The organism is Commensalibacter melissae (assembly GCF_003691365.1).
In the GTDB taxonomy this organism is placed as follows: domain Bacteria; phylum Pseudomonadota; class Alphaproteobacteria; order Acetobacterales; family Acetobacteraceae; genus Commensalibacter; species Commensalibacter melissae.
Genome location: NZ_CP033087.1, coordinates 1864973 through 1883113 on the forward strand (window position 1 = coordinate 1864973; position 18141 = coordinate 1883113).

17 protein-coding genes are annotated in these 18141 nt (G+C 38.2%); 5 read left to right on the plus strand and 12 right to left on the minus strand.

Translation table 11 applies throughout. The features are described 5' to 3' along the window. Positions 1 to 20: 20 nt before the first annotated feature. The 4 genes from D9V35_RS08465 to acnA all read right to left on the minus strand — a co-directional run bounded on the left by D9V35_RS08465 (position 21) and on the right by acnA (position 5729). The gene (locus D9V35_RS08465; protein ID WP_122124119.1) at positions 21 to 605 is read right to left on the minus strand and encodes an RNA-binding protein; all 585 of its coding nucleotides are present in this window, start codon (positions 603 to 605) and stop codon (positions 21 to 23) included. Between the two features lie 92 nt (positions 606 to 697). Next, on the minus strand, positions 698 to 2227 hold the full coding sequence (gene nusA, locus D9V35_RS08470; protein ID WP_122124120.1) for a transcription termination factor NusA: 1530 nt from the start codon (positions 2225 to 2227) through the stop codon (positions 698 to 700). 61 nt (positions 2228 to 2288) lie between these two features. Further along, positions 2289 to 2753, minus strand: a complete 465-nt coding sequence (rimP, locus tag D9V35_RS08475) for a ribosome maturation factor RimP (RefSeq protein ID WP_408869343.1) — start codon at positions 2751 to 2753, stop codon at positions 2289 to 2291. 291 nt (positions 2754 to 3044) lie between these two features. After that, positions 3045 to 5729, minus strand: coding sequence for an aconitate hydratase AcnA (gene acnA, locus D9V35_RS08480; RefSeq protein ID WP_122124122.1), 2685 nt, complete (start codon positions 5727 to 5729; stop codon positions 3045 to 3047). Between the two features lie 183 nt (positions 5730 to 5912). Between acnA and ccmA the strand changes: the two genes are divergently transcribed. Together ccmA and ccmB are read left to right on the plus strand one after the other, a co-directional pair. Next, complete coding sequence (gene ccmA / locus D9V35_RS08485; RefSeq protein ID WP_122124123.1) at positions 5913 to 6533, plus strand: heme ABC exporter ATP-binding protein CcmA; 621 nt, start codon at positions 5913 to 5915, stop codon at positions 6531 to 6533. Positions 6534 to 6545: 12 nt separating this feature from the next. After that, positions 6546 to 7208, plus strand: a complete 663-nt coding sequence (gene ccmB, locus D9V35_RS08490) for a heme exporter protein CcmB (RefSeq protein ID WP_122124124.1) — start codon at positions 6546 to 6548, stop codon at positions 7206 to 7208. 6 nt (positions 7209 to 7214) lie between these two features. On the opposite strand, the gene D9V35_RS08495 is transcribed toward ccmB, so the two are convergent. Beyond that, entirely contained in the window at positions 7215 to 7580 is a 366-nt protein-coding gene (locus D9V35_RS08495; RefSeq protein WP_110439115.1) for a copper resistance protein CopC, read from the minus strand. A 131-nt stretch (positions 7581 to 7711) separates the two neighbouring features. Here D9V35_RS08495 and D9V35_RS08500 point away from each other — a divergent pair, with 131 nt between their 5' ends. Further along, complete coding sequence (locus tag D9V35_RS08500; protein WP_122124125.1) at positions 7712 to 8074, plus strand: hypothetical protein; 363 nt, start codon at positions 7712 to 7714, stop codon at positions 8072 to 8074. A 125-nt stretch (positions 8075 to 8199) separates the two neighbouring features. Here the strand turns inward: D9V35_RS08500 and D9V35_RS08505 are convergent, their stop codons facing one another. Further along, on the minus strand, positions 8200 to 11550 hold the full coding sequence (locus D9V35_RS08505; RefSeq protein WP_162988618.1) for a S41 family peptidase: 3351 nt from the start codon (positions 11548 to 11550) through the stop codon (positions 8200 to 8202). Between the two features lie 148 nt (positions 11551 to 11698). Between D9V35_RS08505 and D9V35_RS08510 the strand changes: the two genes are divergently transcribed. After that, positions 11699 to 11941 (plus strand): DUF3297 family protein, encoded by a 243-nt coding sequence (locus D9V35_RS08510; RefSeq protein WP_122124127.1) that lies wholly within the window; start codon positions 11699 to 11701, stop codon positions 11939 to 11941. Between the two features lie 64 nt (positions 11942 to 12005). On the opposite strand, the gene D9V35_RS08515 is transcribed toward D9V35_RS08510, so the two are convergent. The 4 genes from D9V35_RS08515 to D9V35_RS08530 all read right to left on the minus strand — a co-directional run bounded on the left by D9V35_RS08515 (position 12006) and on the right by D9V35_RS08530 (position 15096). Further along, positions 12006 to 12743: a dienelactone hydrolase family protein gene (locus D9V35_RS08515; protein ID WP_122124128.1), complete on the minus strand. Its 738-nt coding sequence runs from the start codon at positions 12741 to 12743 to the stop codon at positions 12006 to 12008. Between the two features lie 21 nt (positions 12744 to 12764). Continuing rightward, positions 12765 to 13211, minus strand: coding sequence for an META domain-containing protein (locus tag D9V35_RS08520; RefSeq protein WP_122124129.1), 447 nt, complete (start codon positions 13209 to 13211; stop codon positions 12765 to 12767). Positions 13212 to 13302: 91 nt separating this feature from the next. Further along, positions 13303 to 13689, minus strand: a complete 387-nt coding sequence (gene crcB / locus D9V35_RS08525; protein WP_110439121.1) for a fluoride efflux transporter CrcB — start codon at positions 13687 to 13689, stop codon at positions 13303 to 13305. A 111-nt stretch (positions 13690 to 13800) separates the two neighbouring features. Next, positions 13801 to 15096, minus strand: coding sequence for a radical SAM protein (locus tag D9V35_RS08530; RefSeq protein WP_122124130.1), 1296 nt, complete (start codon positions 15094 to 15096; stop codon positions 13801 to 13803). A gap of 399 nt (positions 15097 to 15495) precedes the next feature. Here D9V35_RS08530 and D9V35_RS08535 point away from each other — a divergent pair, with 399 nt between their 5' ends. Next, positions 15496 to 15735 (plus strand): TRL-like family protein, encoded by a 240-nt coding sequence (locus D9V35_RS08535; RefSeq protein WP_205910299.1) that lies wholly within the window; start codon positions 15496 to 15498, stop codon positions 15733 to 15735. Between the two features lie 142 nt (positions 15736 to 15877). Here the strand turns inward: D9V35_RS08535 and D9V35_RS08540 are convergent, their stop codons facing one another. Both D9V35_RS08540 and D9V35_RS08545 read right to left on the minus strand, forming a co-directional pair. Continuing rightward, positions 15878 to 17431 carry a trypsin-like peptidase domain-containing protein gene (locus tag D9V35_RS08540; RefSeq protein WP_122124132.1) on the minus strand — a complete coding sequence of 518 codons (1554 nt, stop codon included), beginning with the start codon at positions 17429 to 17431 and terminating at the stop codon, positions 15878 to 15880. 89 nt (positions 17432 to 17520) lie between these two features. Next, positions 17521 to 17952, minus strand: coding sequence for a nucleoside deaminase (locus D9V35_RS08545; protein ID WP_110439125.1), 432 nt, complete (start codon positions 17950 to 17952; stop codon positions 17521 to 17523). Positions 17953 to 18141 lie beyond the last annotated feature (189 nt).

Consider the following 18141-nt stretch of genomic DNA (forward strand, 5'->3'; position numbering starts at 1 on the left):
TTATTCCATCGATTTATACCCTAATTTATTATTCCTGATAACCGTTTATTATCAAAAAGAATTTGTTTTACAAACGGTCCCCTGTAAATTGCTGCATGAACTATATATTCTCGACCAAAAATCATTCCCAATTCTTTTGCCGTAAAAACTGCCATGACAGGTAAAAGACCCGTTCCTGATAATATACGCTTTTTTTCTTCTTCACTACCATCTATAGCCTGTATAATCAATCCAGCAATATTCTGAGAAATCTTTTCTCTTACTTTTACAAAACCGTACGTAATCTGTCCAGCACGTCTTGCAAAACCAAATGTATCCTTAATTTTATTCCGCAAACCATCCCTAACTATTGACACCAAATTTTCCGGAACCGTAACCTGACATTGCATTGCACGTGAGAACGAACGCATTTCTATCGCCTTATGTATGATATTTTTATCGGCTTTCAACCACATCCCTCTTCCAGGAAGCCGTTCTGTCAAATCTGGAACAATATATCCATCTGGCGACAAAACAAAACGAATTAAATTTTCAGGATCATCTCTTTCCCTTGTAACCACACAGAAACGTTGACGATTCGCCGAGCTATCAGGCCTTTTATTCATTAGCGTAAACTATTCAAAATTAAAAGAAAATAATAAATCAAAATGATTAGGCCTCCCATGAAGCCTAATCATTTAAATATCATTATCAAATTTTATTCTTTATTTTGACTTTCCTCGCTTCCCTCTTCTTCAAACCAATGTTCTCTGGCCTGCATAATAATTGCATTGGCTGTTTCTTCATCAATTGCATCTGCACCAAGAATCTCGATCAATTCATCACTGGCAAGGTCAGCTAAATCATCAAGCGTTTTCACCCCTTTTTCACCCAATAAGATCAACATTTGTGGTGTAAAGCAATCAAGTTCCACAAGCTCATCCGAAACCCCAAGAGCCTGCCTTTTTTCATCCAGAGAACGATGTTGTTTTTCCAAACATTCTTCTGCCCTCTGGACAAGCTCTTGCGCGATATTTGCATCAAAACCTTCAATTTCAGCCAATTCCTGAGGATCGGCGAAAGCAAGCTCCTCAATAGTATGAAAACCTTCTGTAACCAACAGGCCGGCAATCACATCATCAACATCCAGCTCTTCGGCAAAAATAGCGGATCTGCGACGGAATTCTTCTTGTCTACGATCTGATTCTTCTGTTTCGGTCAGAATATCAATGTCCCATCGTGTCAATTGACTGGCCAAACGAACATTTTGTCCACGACGTCCAATAGCTAAACTCAATTGATCATCTGGAACCACAACCTCCACACGCCCAGCTTCCTCATCCATGACAACTTTTGTAACTTCCGCCGGTGCCAAGGCATTCACGACAAAGGTGGCCGCCTGACCGCTCCAAGGAATGATATCAATTTTTTCCCCTTGCAATTCCTGTACTACAGCTTGTACGCGAGATCCCCTGACCCCAACACAAGCACCAACAGGATCAATGGTACTGTCTTTTGAAATAACAGCCATTTTCGCTCGGGAACCCGGATCTCTGGCGACTGCCTTAATCTCGATAATACCATCATAGATTTCAGGCACTTCCTGTGCAAACAATTTCGCCAAAAATGCGGGGTGCGTCCTAGATAAAAAGATCTGTGGACCACGTGGCTCCTTACGGACATCACAAATATAGGCTCTTACACGCTCTGAATTCCGAAAGTTTTCTCTTGAAATCAATTCATCACGCCTTAACAAAGCTTCGACACTGCCAATTTCCACCAACAAATTACCATATTCAGTTCGTTTCACTGTTCCGTTCACAATTTCACCAATACGATCCTTGAAATCCTCATATTGACGATTCCGTTCACATTCACGAACACGTTGCACGATAACCTGCTTTGCAGTCTGTGCAGCGATACGGCCAAAATCTATGGGTGGCAATGGATCAATAAGATATTCACCAACCTTAATATCAGGCTGTATCTTGAGCGCAATTTTATATGGAATTTGTGAAGCCTCATTTTCAACTTCCTCCACGACTTCTGTCCATCGGGAAAGGCGCACCTCTCCCGTCTTACGATCAATTATCGCACGAATGTCTTTTTCATGACCATATTTAGCGCGTCCAGCCTTTTGAATGGCCTGTTCCATCGCTTCGAGAATCTCTTCCCGGCTAATGGCTTTTTCACGAGCAACAGCATCAGCAACCAATAACAATTCAGGACGAGCAACAGACGTATCCATTTTAACCTCACAATCTATTGTACCGGATTAAACCGGTTTTGATTTTATTTTCACTTATGCTTTATTCGGTTTCCGACCCAGATAAAACATTGACCATATGACTGCATGCATCAATTAAAGAATCAGTCAGCACCAATTTAGCCTTGCGTATTTCTGACAAAGGTAATTCAACTTCAGAACCTGTATCTAAACGCATACGCGCATTCTGTTCATCCGCTCCCAAGGCAATCCCGGAAAAGCGTCTTCTGCCTTCAATTGGAATCATCATTTCCACTTTGGTAAGATGACCCGCAAAACGGTTCCAATCTTTTACACGCACCAAGGGGCGATCGATTCCGGCGGAGGAAACCTCCAATGTCCAGGCACCTTCCATAGGATCATGAACATCCATTACAGCACTTACAGCATGACTGATCTGTTCACAATCCTCAACATTAATCAGACTACCATCAGCCCGATCCACCATAATCTGTAAGGTCAAAGCTTGTTTGCCCAACAAAGCCACTCTAACCAACTCATATCCCATATCAATCAAAATGGGTTCAACCAAAGCGATAACACGTTGTTCAATACGTAAATCAGAAATATTTTCTACGGATTCCAAAATAAAAAAGGCGGCCGACTAAGGCCACCCCCCACATCAAACGGAAGACAATTTTGTATTAATTTAACAATCTTATAAATGCTTTACAAGTAACAAATCCAAATATTTATAATTCCATGATAATGACACGTTATGTTTGGACATATTACAAATGAAAAGTGACCTGTTTAACAAATAAACAGGTCACTTACACTTTAAAACGGATTTTAAGACTTAGGCCATTAATCTGAGAACATAAGGTAAAATGCCACCATTACGATAATATTCTACCTCTTCTTGTGTATCAACACGACAGATTACAGGAATATCCTGATGTGAACCATCATTGCGAGTTATTCTCATAATCATTTTTTGACGCGGTTTTAAAGTTTCTATACCCAAAATATCGATTTTTTCATCACCCTTCAATCCCAACGTTTTACGTGTTGTACCCTCTTCAAATAAGAGTGGCAATACACCCATTCCAACAAGATTAGAACGATGAATACGTTCAAAACTTTCAGCAATAACGGCTTTTACACCCAACAACGTCGTACCTTTTGCCGCCCAGTCACGGGAGGAACCCATTCCGTATTCTTTACCGCCAAAAACAACCAATGGTGTATTTTCTTTTTGGTATTCCATGGCAACATCATAGATTGCCCCTTCCTTACCATCAGGATAATGCTTGCTATATCCACCTTCAACCCCTGGAACCATTTCATTACGAATACGGATATTGGCAAAAGTGCCACGCATCATGACTTCATGATTACCACGACGTGAACCATACGAGTTAAAGTCCTCCACCCTGACTCCATGTTCAGTCAAATATCTGCCGGCAGGGGAATCTTTACGAATGGAACCAGCTGGAGATATATGATCTGTTGTAACATTATCCCCTAATAACGCCAATATTCTTGCCCCTTTAATATCATGACGGGCTTCAGGATGCTGCTTCATTCCTTCAAAATAGGGAGGATTACGAACATAGGTTGATTTTGAATCCCAATCATAAGTCTGAGATCCAGTTGCCACAGCCAATCTCTGCCATTCAACCGTACCTTTACTGATATTATCATATCCCTTACGGAATTCTTCACGCGTAATCGCTGCTGCCATTACCTCTTTGATTTCCTCTGTTGAAGGCCAAATATCATGTAGATAAATTTCCTTACCATCCTTGGAAACACCAATAGGATCCTTTGTAATATCCTTACGCAAGGTTCCCAATAAAGCATAAGCGACTACCAACGGTGGACTTGCCAGATAGTTTGCGCGAACGTTTGGAGAAATACGTCCCTCAAAGTTACGGTTTCCCGAAAGAACCGCTGTTGCCACCAAATTGTTATTTTCGATAGTGTCAACAATTTCTGGTGCCAGGGGACCAGAATTTCCGATACAGGTTGTACAACCATATCCAACAATATTGAATCCAAGCGCATCAAGAGATGGAATTAACCCGGCCTTTTCTAAATATTCAGTAACAACTTTTGAACCAGGTGCAAGAGACGTTTTAACCCAAGGCTTCCGCTTCAATCCCAAAGCATGTGCTTTTTTCGCCAATAAACCAGCAGCAATCATCACTTCCGTATTAGAGGTATTGGTGCATGAAGTAATTGCCGCAATTACAACTGAACCATGTTCGAGTTTGAAATCTTTACCGGCAACGGCACAAGCGGCATCTTGATCTTTACCTTCAACATGGAATCCTGAAGACAGCTCTTTGACGAATGCAGAGGTTGCATCGCTGAGGCTGATACGATCTTGTGGACGACGAGGACCTGAAATAGAGGGAACAACATTACCAATATCCAGTTCCAAAGTATCAGTAAATTCTGGCTCTTCCGCATTCGCTTCACGAAACATACCCTGTGCTTTAAGGTAAGCTTCCACCAACTTAATCTGATGATCGTCACGACCGGTTAATTTGAGGTAATCCAAAGCTTGCTGGTCAACCGGGAAGAACCCACATGTTGCGCCATATTCGGGTGCCATGTTTGCAATTGTAGCCCGTGTATAAAGTGGTAAATGATCCAAAGCCGGACCATAAAATTCAACAAACTTGCCAACAACACCCTTCTTACGTAACATCTGTGTAATCGTTAGAACAAGATCTGTTGCAGTTACACCCTTTGCCAATTTTCCTGTTAACCGGAAGCCGATAACATCCGGTATTAACATTGTAATCGGTTGCCCCAACATGGCTGCTTCAGCTTCGATACCTCCAACACCCCAGCCAAGGACACCCAATCCGTTGACCATTGTTGTATGGGAATCTGTTCCAAAAAGAGTGTCTGGATAGGCATAGGTTTTTCCATCTTCATCACGAAGCCAAACAACCTTGGCAATATGTTCCAAATTAACCTGATGACAAATTCCAGTATCAGGTGGAACAACGGAAAAACCCTTGAACGCTTCTTGTCCCCAACGAAGAAAAGCATACCGCTCAGCGTTTCGTTCAAATTCAAGCGTTATATTTTCTTTCAGTGCCGCATCAGATCCAAATTTATCGACCATTACAGAATGATCAATCACCAGATTTACCGGAATTAGTGGATTAACCTTTTGCGGATCACCTTTTAACTGGGTCATTCCTTCACGCATGGCAGCCAAATCGACAACAGCTGGAACCCCTGTAAAATCCTGCATCAAAATACGGGAAGGACGAAAAGGCACTTCGGACTGGCTATGATGATTCTTTTGCCATTCTATAATTGCCTTGGCATTGTCTACCGTAAAAGATTGACCATTTTCAAAGCGTAAAACATTTTCCAGCAATACTTTTAAGGTATTTGGTAAACGACGAAAATTACCCAATTTTTTCTCTGCTTCAACCAGTGAAAAATAATGATAGGTTTTTCCATCGACTTCCAACGTTTTACATGTTTTTAAATTATCCTGACCAATCAGTTTCATAATGATATCCTTAAATTATGTCGTTAGATAATCGTGTATAAACAACATTTTATATTTGTTATCTCGCCAATTACACTATACTTATTATATCTTGAATATCATAAAAGCAATTATTCATGGGCTTTTACAATTTCACTAAACAGTGTACTTTTGTAACTTAAAATCATTTTTGAAACCCTTTTCATGACCGTATCTATTGTCAATCTAACCACATTTCGAAATGAAAAACTGGTCCTGAACAATATCAATTTTTCTCTATCTGCAGGGGAAAGTCTCTGTATCCGTGGTCCAAATGGCGTTGGCAAAAGTACGTTATTAAGAATTCTCGCAGGGTTTAGAAAACCAGATTCAGGTAATGTTTTATGGAACTCCAGAAACATCTTTGAACATCATGAAACTTATGAAAATTATCTTCAAACTATTGCCTGGTTGGGTCATTCAAACGCCTTAAAACCGATTATGACTGTGAGAGAGAACCTGCAGTTATATTCAAAATTTTACAAAACCAATCTTCACGATTGTTTGAAAAAATTTAATTTATACCATTTAATTGATACTCCCGTTCGATTATTATCCGCTGGTCAAAAACGTCGCACAGCCCTGGCTCGCATTTTGCTTAAACCTGCAACAATTTGGTTGCTAGATGAACCAACCGTTGGATTGGATAGAGAAAACATGATCAATCTTGCTGAAATATTTACCTCTTTTCAAAAAAACGGTGGCATGATTTTAGTCAGTACACATACAGATCTTCCATTGATCAACACAAAATCTCTTAATCTTTCACTTCCTTCCTTACATTAAGATATCTTTCCCATGCCTTTCATTCTTCTTTTACAACGAGAAATATTACTTTCTTTCCGGCATGCCAGTGATACCATTGGAACAATCCTGTTTTTTATTTTGACAGCGACTCTTTTCCCGCTTGCGCTTGGACCAGAACCTCAAAGACTTCAGCAAATAGCCCCTGCCATTTTGTGGGTTTGCGCCCTGTTGGCCGCTTTGTTGCCTATGGAACGCATATACCAGCAAGATTATGAGGATGGGTCCCTAGATCAATTTTTTTTGCTTGGAATATCTCCCTCTACCTTGGCTTTCACCAAAATGACAGGTCACTGGTTATGTACAGGAATCCCTCTTCTCTGCGCCAGTATCCCCTTAACAATTTTATATAACTTACCCATATCAATCCTGCCCATTTTTATTATCAGCCTTTCACTTGGAACCGCCTGTCAATCTCTTGTCGGGGGAATGACAAATTCTATTGCCCTTGGAGCCAAGAAAAACTCTTTTTTGCTCCCTTTATTAACTTTTCCCTTGTTAACCCCCGTCCTTATTTTTGGCACCATGCTTATTGATGCAAAATTAAATAATCTCGCATTCCTACCCAATCTTCAATTACTCGGGGCATGTTTTGCTATTGCTTTACCTTTTTGCCCACTTGCTGCTGGGGCAGGTTTACGATTGGCAATAGAATGAACAAAATCAGGGATTAACAGCCTCAAAAGGAATTTCACCTGTACTTTCCTCCCCCTTCCAATTCCAAACATGCCATTGCAAGATATATTGCCCCGCCTTTAACGGATATGATGTTTTGACTTCCCTGTGATTTAATGCAGTTGTTGCGGGAATCAAATCAGGTTGTCCAGATTGATTTATCAATAACAAACGACTGCGGAAAGGATCAAATTCATGGTCATAAATCAAATGAATTTCTTGATTCCCAGCCTTAATTTTCTGATGTGGCTGAGGATTGGAAAACTTTAAACCGATTGCATTAGCTGTACCAGTCGATAATAACAAGACAGTGCAGCAAGCCATAAATATTAATTTATTTTGTTTTTTACTCATTTTGAAAGTCCTTATTAAATTTATTCTTTCAAATCTTTCAAAAAAAACTATAGCCCTATAAAATGGTTAAAACCAGTCCTTACAATAATGACTGCGATCACTTACCTAATTAACCTCAACTGGAAAGATAAATGATCTTTCATCTGCGCTCTTTGGCTGTAACCATAATTGCTGGAATTAGCCTAAATATCCTGTTTACCTATAAAGGTGTCGCCCAATATAAACGATGCTGGCTGGAAAATGGTGTTGTTACTATCAACTGCGCCCCTGCTGATGGTTATTTTTTCATAAATAAACAAAATATATATAAAAAATGTCCAATAGTTGCAGGTATTTTAAAAAAATCCTGCAATATAGAAGATGGTTATGGGTTATTTTATAAAAATTATCATTGGTATCAATGTCCCGTACAACAAGGTAAAAAATTGGATCATTGCACTTTGGCTTCCGGATACCAGATTGTTAAACTACATCAAACTTTTTTAAAAGACTAACAATCTTTCAACGTTTTGAACATTCAAAAGTCAAATATGACGGCTGTTATCTCTTCTTACTGCTTATATAAACTCTAAAAATGATAACTGTATGGCTTATATTAAGATACCATACAGTTTGAACCCTATTTCCTGTTAAAGGGGATACCGTTCTCAGGATAAGCGGTTTTCCAGGAAGGAGACTGAGGCATAGATACAGGATGATCTCTTAACTCTTTTAGCAAATAATCTATTGCCGTTTCCAATTGTCTATCATGCCCATGCTGTAATTCATCTGGAGTATTCTCAATTTCAATATCTGGATCGACCCCGTGATTTTCAATAATCCATTCTGATTGTAATCCATACAAGCTTTCTTCTGGAATAGTAATATATCCTCCATCCCTTAGCGACCAAAAACCGCGAATACCACGTACGCCACCCCAGGTTCGCTTGCCAATCAGTTTACCCAAACCATATTTACGAAAATAATAAGGAAAGATATCACCATCAGATGCAGAATACTGGTTGATTAACGTGACCTTAGGTCCAACAATCAACTGTTCAGGCAAGGAATGAGTCATTTTTTCACGGTTTGTGGTCATTCCCACCAAGATTCTCCTTAAACGCTCAAGAAGAATTTCATCGATAAAACCGCCACCGTTCCAGCGATCATCAATAATAACGGCCTGTCTATCCAGCTGGGCATAAAACTGACGGATAAACTGCTGCAATCCAAGCTCTTCCATATCTGAAAGATAGATATAGGCTATTTTCCCACCTGATAAACGATCAACCAGTCGACGATTATGTTCAATCCAGTCTTTCTCTCTTAATGACAGTTCACTTTTAATCGTATTGACTGTTACATTTTTCACGGCTTTTGTTTGCCGATCCTCAAAAGAGAGTTGGACAGGATTTTCGAGCCCGACAAAAAACCGGTAAGGGTTGGTATCACTCTTTACCTCTTGACCATTTACCCTTAACAGATAATCACCTGCATGAATATTAAATCCGGGTTCGGATAAAGGACTGCGATAGGCTTTGCGGCTATTATCCCCGGAATATATTTTTGCCAAATAATAACGCTGCTTCTGTGCATCATAGGCAAAGTCAACCCCCAATAAGGCTGTGGGAACTGTTTTTATCAAATTCTGTTGATCTCCACCTCCAACATATGTATGTGAATTACCGATTTCTCCAACCATCTGACCAATAAGATAATTGATATCCGACCTTGATCCAGCCAATGGCAATAATTTGGCATAACGGTCATGAATTTCATGCCAGTTCTGTCCATTCATTTGGGGATTAACGAAAAGATCACGCTGTAGACGCCAGGCATTATCAAACATTTCCCGCCACTCTTCAGACGGAATGACAAAACTTGTTAAGGATTCAAGCTTTAATGATTTATCTTCCGTATGTTTTTCCTTGGCATCACTAATAACCCACTGGTTATTCTTGTTATATAAAAATTTCTGACCGTCATACGAAAGACTATAATTCTGAATACCCTGTTCAATTATAGTATCTTTCCTCTGTTTAACGTCATAAACATGCAACGCAGGTTTTTCACCCGGAAATTCACTAGAAATCGTTTGTGGAGGACTCATCAAGTAATAAACCTTATCCCCTGCAATCTGCATATCTGTAATCATGCCACCTTCAATTGGTAGGGGAACAATTCGATCTTCCAATCCTTTTTCATCGATCTGAATTGAAGAGATCGTTTTTCCATCCTTCTCTCTTATAACCCTATCTTTATCTGTAATTCCCTCATCAGAACGAGGGGCGAATAAGGATGGGGTTGCAACCTGTAGGGTTGCCACATATATTCCCGCGCTTTTAACCGTCAGGGCGTTCATTTCGTTGTCAGCAAAAACAGTATTTTCATGACGATTGGAAACAAAATATAAATATTTTCCATCAGCAGAAAATAGTGGCAAATAATCATTATTGTTTCCAGATGTTAGCTGAACAAACTTATTCGTAGCAAAGTTATAAGCCCAAATTGCCCGTTGCTGATTGGATTGAGTTAAACTATAAACCAACCAATGACTGTCAGGAGAAAAACTAAAATCATGTATTTCCGCATGAATATCGGTGGCAATTTTTTTTACGGATTTACCCTCAAAATCAACTGTCCATAAATTATGGTTGCCATCTGAAAAGGCAAGCTGTTTTCCATCGGGAGAAAAACGCGGAGCATAATAATAACCTGACTTGAAATGGGTTAAAAGCCGTTCGGCCCCTCCCAGAGATGGACGAACAGCAATATTCTGTTCACCATCACTATCTGTTGTATAGGCGATCCATTTCCCATCCGGTGACCAGACGGGATGATCTGCATCTACATTACTTGCATTAATCAAATTTCGGATAGCTCCATTTTCAACAGGAACGGTGAATATATTTCCCCTTGCGGCAAAAGCGGCCCGTTTTCCATTTGGAGCAATCGAGAAATCAGGTTGTTGGGCAGAATCAGTTTTACGTACATCATCAGTCAAAAACACATGATGACGCATGATTTTTATACCATCATCCGGTACAATAACATGGATTTCATGCAGGTGCTCCGATGGAAGATCAAGCACGTATAAATGACCGCCCTGTTGAAAGACAATGCCTTGATCACCCAATGACGGAAAATCAATATCATAATCGGTGAAATGCGTTACCTGGCGTTTTTTTCCTGTCGTCTTGTCATAAACCCATAAATTAACGCGTCGATTTGCATCCCTGTCAGATAAAAAATAAATTTTGTCCTGATACCACATCGGAATGGTATCTGTGCCTTTCCAATGAGTTATTTGTTCCAGTTTTTTTGTATCAAAATCATAAATATAAATATCCTGTGCCAGACCACCATCATAACGTTTCCAGGTTCGAAAATCACGATAGATACGGGTATAAGCAATTTTTTTTCCATCAGAATCATAACTTAAAAATCCAGAACGATCCAGGGGAAGCGCTTTTGGCAATCCACCTTTTATGGATACGGAAAACGGCAAACTCATCCAGCTGTTCCACGCATTGCGACGAGATAAAAATACGATTGATTTCGAATCAGGTGTCCAGGTGACAACCATATTATCAGGTCCCCAACGTTCCGGTGCAGAAGCAACAATGTCAGAATGATAGGTTAATCGTTTGACCTCTCCACCCGCAGCGGGCATAAGATAGACGTCTCTATTGCCTTGATAGCTTCCTGTAAAAGCTAGCCATTGACCATCCGGTGAAAATCTCGGCATCAAATCCTCCCCCTGTTCGGAAGTCAACCGAACGGCCATTCCACCTGATTTTGAAACCTGCCAAAGATTACCCCGTGCCGAAAAAACAATTTTATTCCCATGTAAAGTTGGATAACGCATGAGAACTTGATTGTTTAAAGTTTGACTTTCCTGGGCAAGACCTGGAAAAAAAGTTCCTGCACAACCGATCATTCCGACATGAAACAATATCGTATTTACTATTAACCTATTCCATCTGTTCATGCCAAATCCACGCACTTTATTATCTCCATCTGTTCATGCCCTTTTCAGCCATTAAAATCTTCAATAGCAAAATTGCTTGTCAGGCCGAATCCTTTTTTTGTAATAAGTTAAAAACTTATCGCTAAAATCACAACAAGGAAACCTAAAAATGACAGACGCACTTCCCGATCGCCTTTCTGCCGATCCGCAAAGCCCATACTATAATGAAGAGCTTTTAAACCGTGGAGTTGGTATTCGCTTTAAAGGAGTGGAAAAAGATAATGTTATTGAATATTGTCTGAGCGAACAATGGGTCAAGGTATCCATCGGCAATACATTGACACGCAGTGGCAAGCCCATGAGCATGAAACTCAACGGTCCTGTTGAAGCATACCTCAAAGAGGAAAAATAATATTAAAAATTAAAGTAACGTAAATTTAAATATCATTCATACGTTACTTTATATCGACATCAATCTAAAAAGAATCCCTTAAAAACCGAATGACAAGCCCCATACAGGTTTGAAACAGGGCGGGATCATAGCGTGGCCCTTCATCCCTTAAAAAAGCGTGCTGGGCATTGAATTCATGCCATTCGTACTGAACCTCTGCTTTTTCCAGGGCTTCACGAATCAATTGCCGACCCGCAAAAGGGATATGGGGATCCTGTTTTCCCCATGTAAACATAACCTTTCCCTTGATATCCTGAAATCGTTTCAAGGTATCATCCCTTTGCCCCTTACCAAGGGTGGCATCATGCACATTGGTGGCATAAAAACAGACAGCTGCTGATATTTCAGGGTTCAGGGCAGCTCTTAACGCTAAATGCCCTCCTAGACATACCCCCATTGATCCAATCTTGCCATTAGAATAAGGATAGGTTTTTAACCATTCAATAACTGACGTCGTATCGGAATCATAAGCGGAAACAGGTTTTTCAAATTTCAAACAGTTACCCCGATCCGTCCCTTCCTTATCATATTCAAAGGCAACACCTGGATTTTCATATTCATGATAGACTTCTGGAACAATAACAATATAACCCTGCCCTGCTATATAAGATGCCAAACGACGAATTGGCTGAGTTACCTGATAAATTTCGGAGTAAAATATGATCGCTGCATATTTTCCCTCTTTGACAGGTCGGAAAATATGACAACGCATCAAGCCTGTTGGCGTGTTAAGATCCTCTGTCTCATTCGAATAAATAATCACCCATTCATCCTTTTGTTATCATTATTTAAAATATTTTGCGGTTATTAATATCTTATTATTTTCATCAAGCAACCTTAGATATTTTCCACCAATGGAAACTGATTTAACCAATTTTAACTTGTCAAAGAAAAATTCATCCTGCGCATTAACCTGGGGATCCAAACAGGTATTTTGCTGACGTTCAATTTTACTGATTGTAATCTGGTTTCCATTGTTTTGAAAAAATCCAAGAAATTTATTACATAAACCACTTCCATTAATTCGATGTGTATAAGGATTAAAACTTAAATATGTGAATTTCTGATCATTTTGATAGGATTTAATAAATGTTTTTTGATGACTTAAATGTTCAACACGCCATATTGATTCATCAAAAGGAGCTTTACTTTTTGAATCTTGGGCAAAAGCTGAATTTATTCCTGCCCCCAATAACCCCATACCGAAAATCATTACAATAATTTTTTTCATTTAAATTTATCCTTCTATTGCGCTTTCCCATTCAAGTAAATCTACCTAATCATACGAATGAGTTGAAGTAAACAAAATGAATGCAAAACAATCAATGAAAACAAGATCTCATCATATAAACCGTTGCAATTCCGAGAATGGTCAATCCTATTGAACAAATAAGATGCGTAAACACTATAATTCCTGCCCACATAAAACGCCCTTCTTGCATGGAAAGAACAACTTCTGCAGAAAAAGATGAAAAGGTTGATAAACCACCCAAAAAACCCGTAATAATGAAGAGGCGCCATGGTAGCAGGACTGGAATTACCACAAAAATTGCCACGGCAATACCAATAAAATAACCAGCAAGACAATTGGCAGCCAAAGTTCCAAGGGGCAAATAAGGAAAAAAAGCGTTCAAGGCAATCCCCAACCACCAGCGCAACAGACAGCCCAAAGCCCCACCTATACTGACCATCATAATTGAATTGATCATTCATTTACCTTGTTCATACAATTTATTGAATCAATCCTATAAATAAATCATTCAAAATATTAATAATAATTTGATAATCATAAATAAAACTATTCATCAAATTGATATAATTTATTTTTTTATTATCATATTATTACTTATTTCAATTAACTGATCATAAAAATCATGAATATTAACAATATCTTTTATATTAGTTTCAAAGATATTTCTCTCCACTTTTTTTCCCTGTATATTTGAATAGGCCTCAACAAATACCTTTAGATGACCATCCCATGATAATCTAAGCATAAATTGACCGACAAATCTATTTACTGATATTTTCCTTTGATCCGCCTCTTCAACCTGAAGATCCTGTAAAAAAAATAACTTGTCATTATTTGGCAAGGTCTTACACAACCTTCTTAAATTCACCCAATCACTATCATTTAAAAATTCTCTCTCTTTGAAATCCTTTGAAAGATAAGGGGTATCGAATGTATTGCGAATTTCCACTTTAGAAGCATTATAATCCTTAACAAGCCTATTAAATAAATCTGGCAATTCTTTCACGTTGGACTGATATGCCATGATTATAAATTGTATTCTAATTGGATGAACAGATGTCAGGACCGCTTTTTTCAACTTCTCCATATTTTCCAAAAAAATATGTTGTTTGGCACCTTTTCTCAATTGTTCATAAATTACAGAATCAAAGGATTCAAGGGAAATATTGATATGATCTATCCCGGAATTAACAAGCCAATTAAAAAACTGATCTGACATTCTCTTGGCCAGATTAGTTGTAAAAAAAATTTTATTTCTATAAATTTCAGGAACCTTCTCTATATAATCCTTTAATTTGGGATGAAGAGTAGGTTCATGCAGACATGAAAACCAAAATTCACTGTTCCGAATATAAGGCAAAAAACGTAAAGCTGACTCTATAACCTCTTCACTCATAAAATATGTTTTATTTGTCGAGGTATAATCATACAAACAGAATGGGCAGCGTAAGTTACAATTATTAACAATATCCATTGCCATATGTACAAATGGTTGAAATTCCAATCTAATATTTGATGCAAAAGGTATTTTATAATTTGAATTTTTTACTCGAATAACAACATTTTCATGCTCTTTCACACTGATTACACGTGGGAATTTCATATAGAATGCATAATAACAGCTCCCATCTCCAATTTCTTTAATCGTTTCATAATGCAATTTATCAGCTACAGAAGAGACCAGTATTTCATTTGTCTTCTGCAAAATTGCTTCACAAATCAAACGCTGATTAGGAAAATCCTGATTGCATACCCAACCATATGCATATGAATCACTCAATTCATCTACAAATCCTATAAAAGGCTCATGAACTGTAAATAAGGATTTTAATTTCTTTAATAGTTTTTTAGAAATATTATACATTATGCAGATTCATAAAAATGAAGGCTGGCTTTATATAATACATATTCGAAAAAATTACGATAAATAAAATATATTTGTACAGAAATAAAATTGGTGAGCCATAAAAAACAATAAATTATTTATAAAATTTCATGAACGGTTATATATGATCTTCAATTTGATTGATCAATCCTGTACAAAACCAGTAATAATTTCATAATGTTTATATTTATAATATGCAATATTTATGATTGAAATTCAATAAAAGAACCGCTATTAAAAACCCGTAATTAATTTATTAATAAATAATTACATATTTTAGTACTTATTTTAATATATTATTGGATTTATAATGAAAAACTGTTTTTTTTACTAGCAACCACGGGATTACTAGCCGGATGTGCGGGTGGTAAATCACCCGTGGGACTAGCTTTAATCAGTAATGTAAAAGGCTCTATTTCAGCAACTGATCACACTGTCACCTCAAAAAAAGGCGCAAGTTGTGCCCACAATCTACTAGGTATTGTTGCAAGCGGGGATGCATCAATTGATTCTGCCAAAAAGAAGGCAGGCATAACAAAAGTTTCTTCTGTTGATTATAAAACCACAGGTATTTTCCCTTTTTATGGAAAAACCTGTGTCAATATAAAAGGGGAATAACTTCCTTTATATAAATAATTAACTTTTTTGGAAGTTGTTTATGAATTATTAATATAAACAATTTCTAAAAAGTGTTTTTTTCGCTTTATAAATAAGAAACAACACTTTGCGATCACTTTTAACTTACTGATAATCATGCGATTTAATCATTATCTCCGAGTGTGACAGCGATAAATATGGACTGGCCATCTCTTAAAATCCTCAATAAAACAGTTTTGTCTGTTTTTAGAGATGAACTAATCAACCGGTTCGCCATTTCCGGTTTATCAACATCTTGGTTATTAACGGATACAATGACATCACCGTTCTGCAATCCGGCATGATCAGCTGGGGAATCGTTTTTAATCGAGGTAACAATTACCCCCTTGATTTTTTCATCAATACCAGCCTGTTGCCTTATTTCAGGGGTTAATAATGATAAGGAGACACCCAAACTGCCAGGAGCAGGAGCTGGTGTTTTTTTACTCTTGGTATCCTCGTTTAGATTACCTACCTGAACCTTTACAACTTTCCGCGTGCCATTTCGCAAAATATTCAGATCAATCATTGTATTTGGAGTAATAGCCGCAACCTGGTTGGCAAGATCCCTCGGATTTTCAACCTTTTTATCATTCAAAGAAAGAATGACGTCCCCAACCTTCAATTGGGCCTTTTCAGCAGGACTATTGTTTGCAACAGATGCAATCAAAACCCCTTTTGGTGGAATACCATGCTCAGATGGAGGCAATTTTAACATTTTCACCATTGAAGGTGTGATCATCTGGCCCATAACCCCTAAATAACCACGGGTAACATGTCCTGTCTTTTCCAATTGAGTAACGACATTTTTCACCGTATTTGATGGAATGGCAAACCCGATACCGATTGATCCTCCTGATGGAGATAAAATTGCTGTATTAACACCGATAACCTTACCATCTTGAGAAAAAAGAGGCCCTCCCGAATTTCCACGATTGATTGGAGCATCAACCTGGATAAAGGAATCGTAAGGAGTATCACCGATATCCCTTCCCCGGGCAGATACAATCCCTGCGGTAACGGTACCCCCCAAACCATATGGATCTCCAACTGCAATTACCCATTCACCAGGTTCAATACCATTTGAATCTCCAAGCTGGATAAATGGCAAAGGTTTTTCAGACTGGATTTTTAACAACGCCAAATCTGTTTTTGAATCCCTTCCAATAATTTTTGCCTGATATTTCGCACCAGTCTCCAGGGCAATCGTTATTTTCTTCGCCCCTTTAACAACATGATTATTGGTTACGATATAACCATCAGGCGAAATGATAAATCCTGATCCACGTGCCTCAGCCACCTGCTTGGGCATTTGTTGTGGAAACATGGGAAAGGGAAAAGGAAACGGAAACGGATTCATATTATCATCGCCATTGGGAAATCCATTTCCCATCATTGAATCATCATTGTCTCCGACAACAACCCGTGAGGTAATGGATACAACGGCAGGTTTGACCTGTTTAACCAAATTTACAAAATTAGGCAGATTTTGCGTTGAGGTTACCGGCTTGATCGCATCAGAATGATCCTTTAACAAATCTGTTGCCTGGGCTGAATTATAACCTGTGACTGCACTGCCCAGCACTAAAGAAGCCAATAAACCCTGTTTAATTTTTTTTCCACAAACATGATTTATAAGCTCTAGAACCGTTTGCTTTTTTTTAGAATATTTATCCATAAAATTCCTCGTAATTTCTTTATTTTTACATAAAATTAATTATTTAAGAAATAATATGATGATCAATTATGGCAAAAATTAAAAATTTTTTACCGTAAATTCATAAAAAAATTTCTTAATAATTTTTGACAGGCATGCTCCCGAACACCTCCAATTATTTCGGGATGATACATCGTTTGCTGGTGTGAAAATATACGCGCCCCGTGCTCTATTCCCCCACCTTTTGAATCATATGCTCCAAATACAATTCTTGCGATCCGAGCATGCATTGCAGCAGCGGCACACATAGGACAGGGTTCTAATGTAACGACCAGACTATATCCCATAAGCCGTTTACTCTTGACTTTTAGACAAGCTTTTTTCAAAACGATCATTTCAGCATGCGCCAAAGGATTTTGATGCGCCTCTACCTGATTAAAAGCCTGCGCAACAATCTTGTTTTCCGGTGATAAAACAAGCGCTCCAACCGGAATCTCTCCCCGCTGATATGCTTTCCTCGCAAGATGCAGAGCCTGATCCATTCTCCAGTAAGATTGTTTAGGATACAATGATATCATATCTTAAAATTAATACATGTTATAATTCTATAGTAAATTTTGAATATAGAATATGTCATCTAAATCACCAATTCTTTCAATTAGAAGAACTATTTTCATCTTTAGTTAAAAGATACTTTGACAAAAATATCTTTTTCTTATTAAAAACGTCTA

What these genes read in the sequence shown, in the direction of transcription:
- D9V35_RS08510 (WP_122124127.1), top strand. Translation starts at nt 11,699, where the DNA reads ATGACAGACGCACTTCCCGATCGCCTTTCTGCCGATCCGCAAAGCCCA.
- D9V35_RS08495 (WP_110439115.1), bottom strand. Translation starts at nt 7,580, where the DNA reads ATGAGTAAAAAACAAAATAAATTAATATTTATGGCTTGCTGCACTGTC.
- ccmA (WP_122124123.1), top strand. Translation starts at nt 5,913, where the DNA reads ATGACCGTATCTATTGTCAATCTAACCACATTTCGAAATGAAAAACTG.
- D9V35_RS08530 (WP_122124130.1), bottom strand. Translation starts at nt 15,096, where the DNA reads ATGTATAATATTTCTAAAAAACTATTAAAGAAATTAAAATCCTTATTT.
- D9V35_RS08545 (WP_110439125.1), bottom strand. Translation starts at nt 17,952, where the DNA reads ATGGATCAGGCTCTGCATCTTGCGAGGAAAGCATATCAGCGGGGAGAG.
- nusA (WP_122124120.1), bottom strand. Translation starts at nt 2,227, where the DNA reads ATGGATACGTCTGTTGCTCGTCCTGAATTGTTATTGGTTGCTGATGCT.
- crcB (WP_110439121.1), bottom strand. Translation starts at nt 13,689, where the DNA reads ATGATCAATTCAATTATGATGGTCAGTATAGGTGGGGCTTTGGGCTGT.
- D9V35_RS08465 (WP_122124119.1), bottom strand. Translation starts at nt 605, where the DNA reads ATGAATAAAAGGCCTGATAGCTCGGCGAATCGTCAACGTTTCTGTGTG.
- ccmB (WP_122124124.1), top strand. Translation starts at nt 6,546, where the DNA reads ATGCCTTTCATTCTTCTTTTACAACGAGAAATATTACTTTCTTTCCGG.
- D9V35_RS08540 (WP_122124132.1), bottom strand. Translation starts at nt 17,431, where the DNA reads ATGGATAAATATTCTAAAAAAAAGCAAACGGTTCTAGAGCTTATAAAT.
- D9V35_RS08500 (WP_122124125.1), top strand. Translation starts at nt 7,712, where the DNA reads ATGATCTTTCATCTGCGCTCTTTGGCTGTAACCATAATTGCTGGAATT.
- acnA (WP_122124122.1), bottom strand. Translation starts at nt 5,729, where the DNA reads ATGAAACTGATTGGTCAGGATAATTTAAAAACATGTAAAACGTTGGAA.
- D9V35_RS08520 (WP_122124129.1), bottom strand. Translation starts at nt 13,211, where the DNA reads ATGAAAAAAATTATTGTAATGATTTTCGGTATGGGGTTATTGGGGGCA.
- rimP (WP_408869343.1), bottom strand. Translation starts at nt 2,753, where the DNA reads ATGGGATATGAGTTGGTTAGAGTGGCTTTGTTGGGCAAACAAGCTTTG.
- D9V35_RS08505 (WP_162988618.1), bottom strand. Translation starts at nt 11,550, where the DNA reads ATGAACAGATGGAATAGGTTAATAGTAAATACGATATTGTTTCATGTC.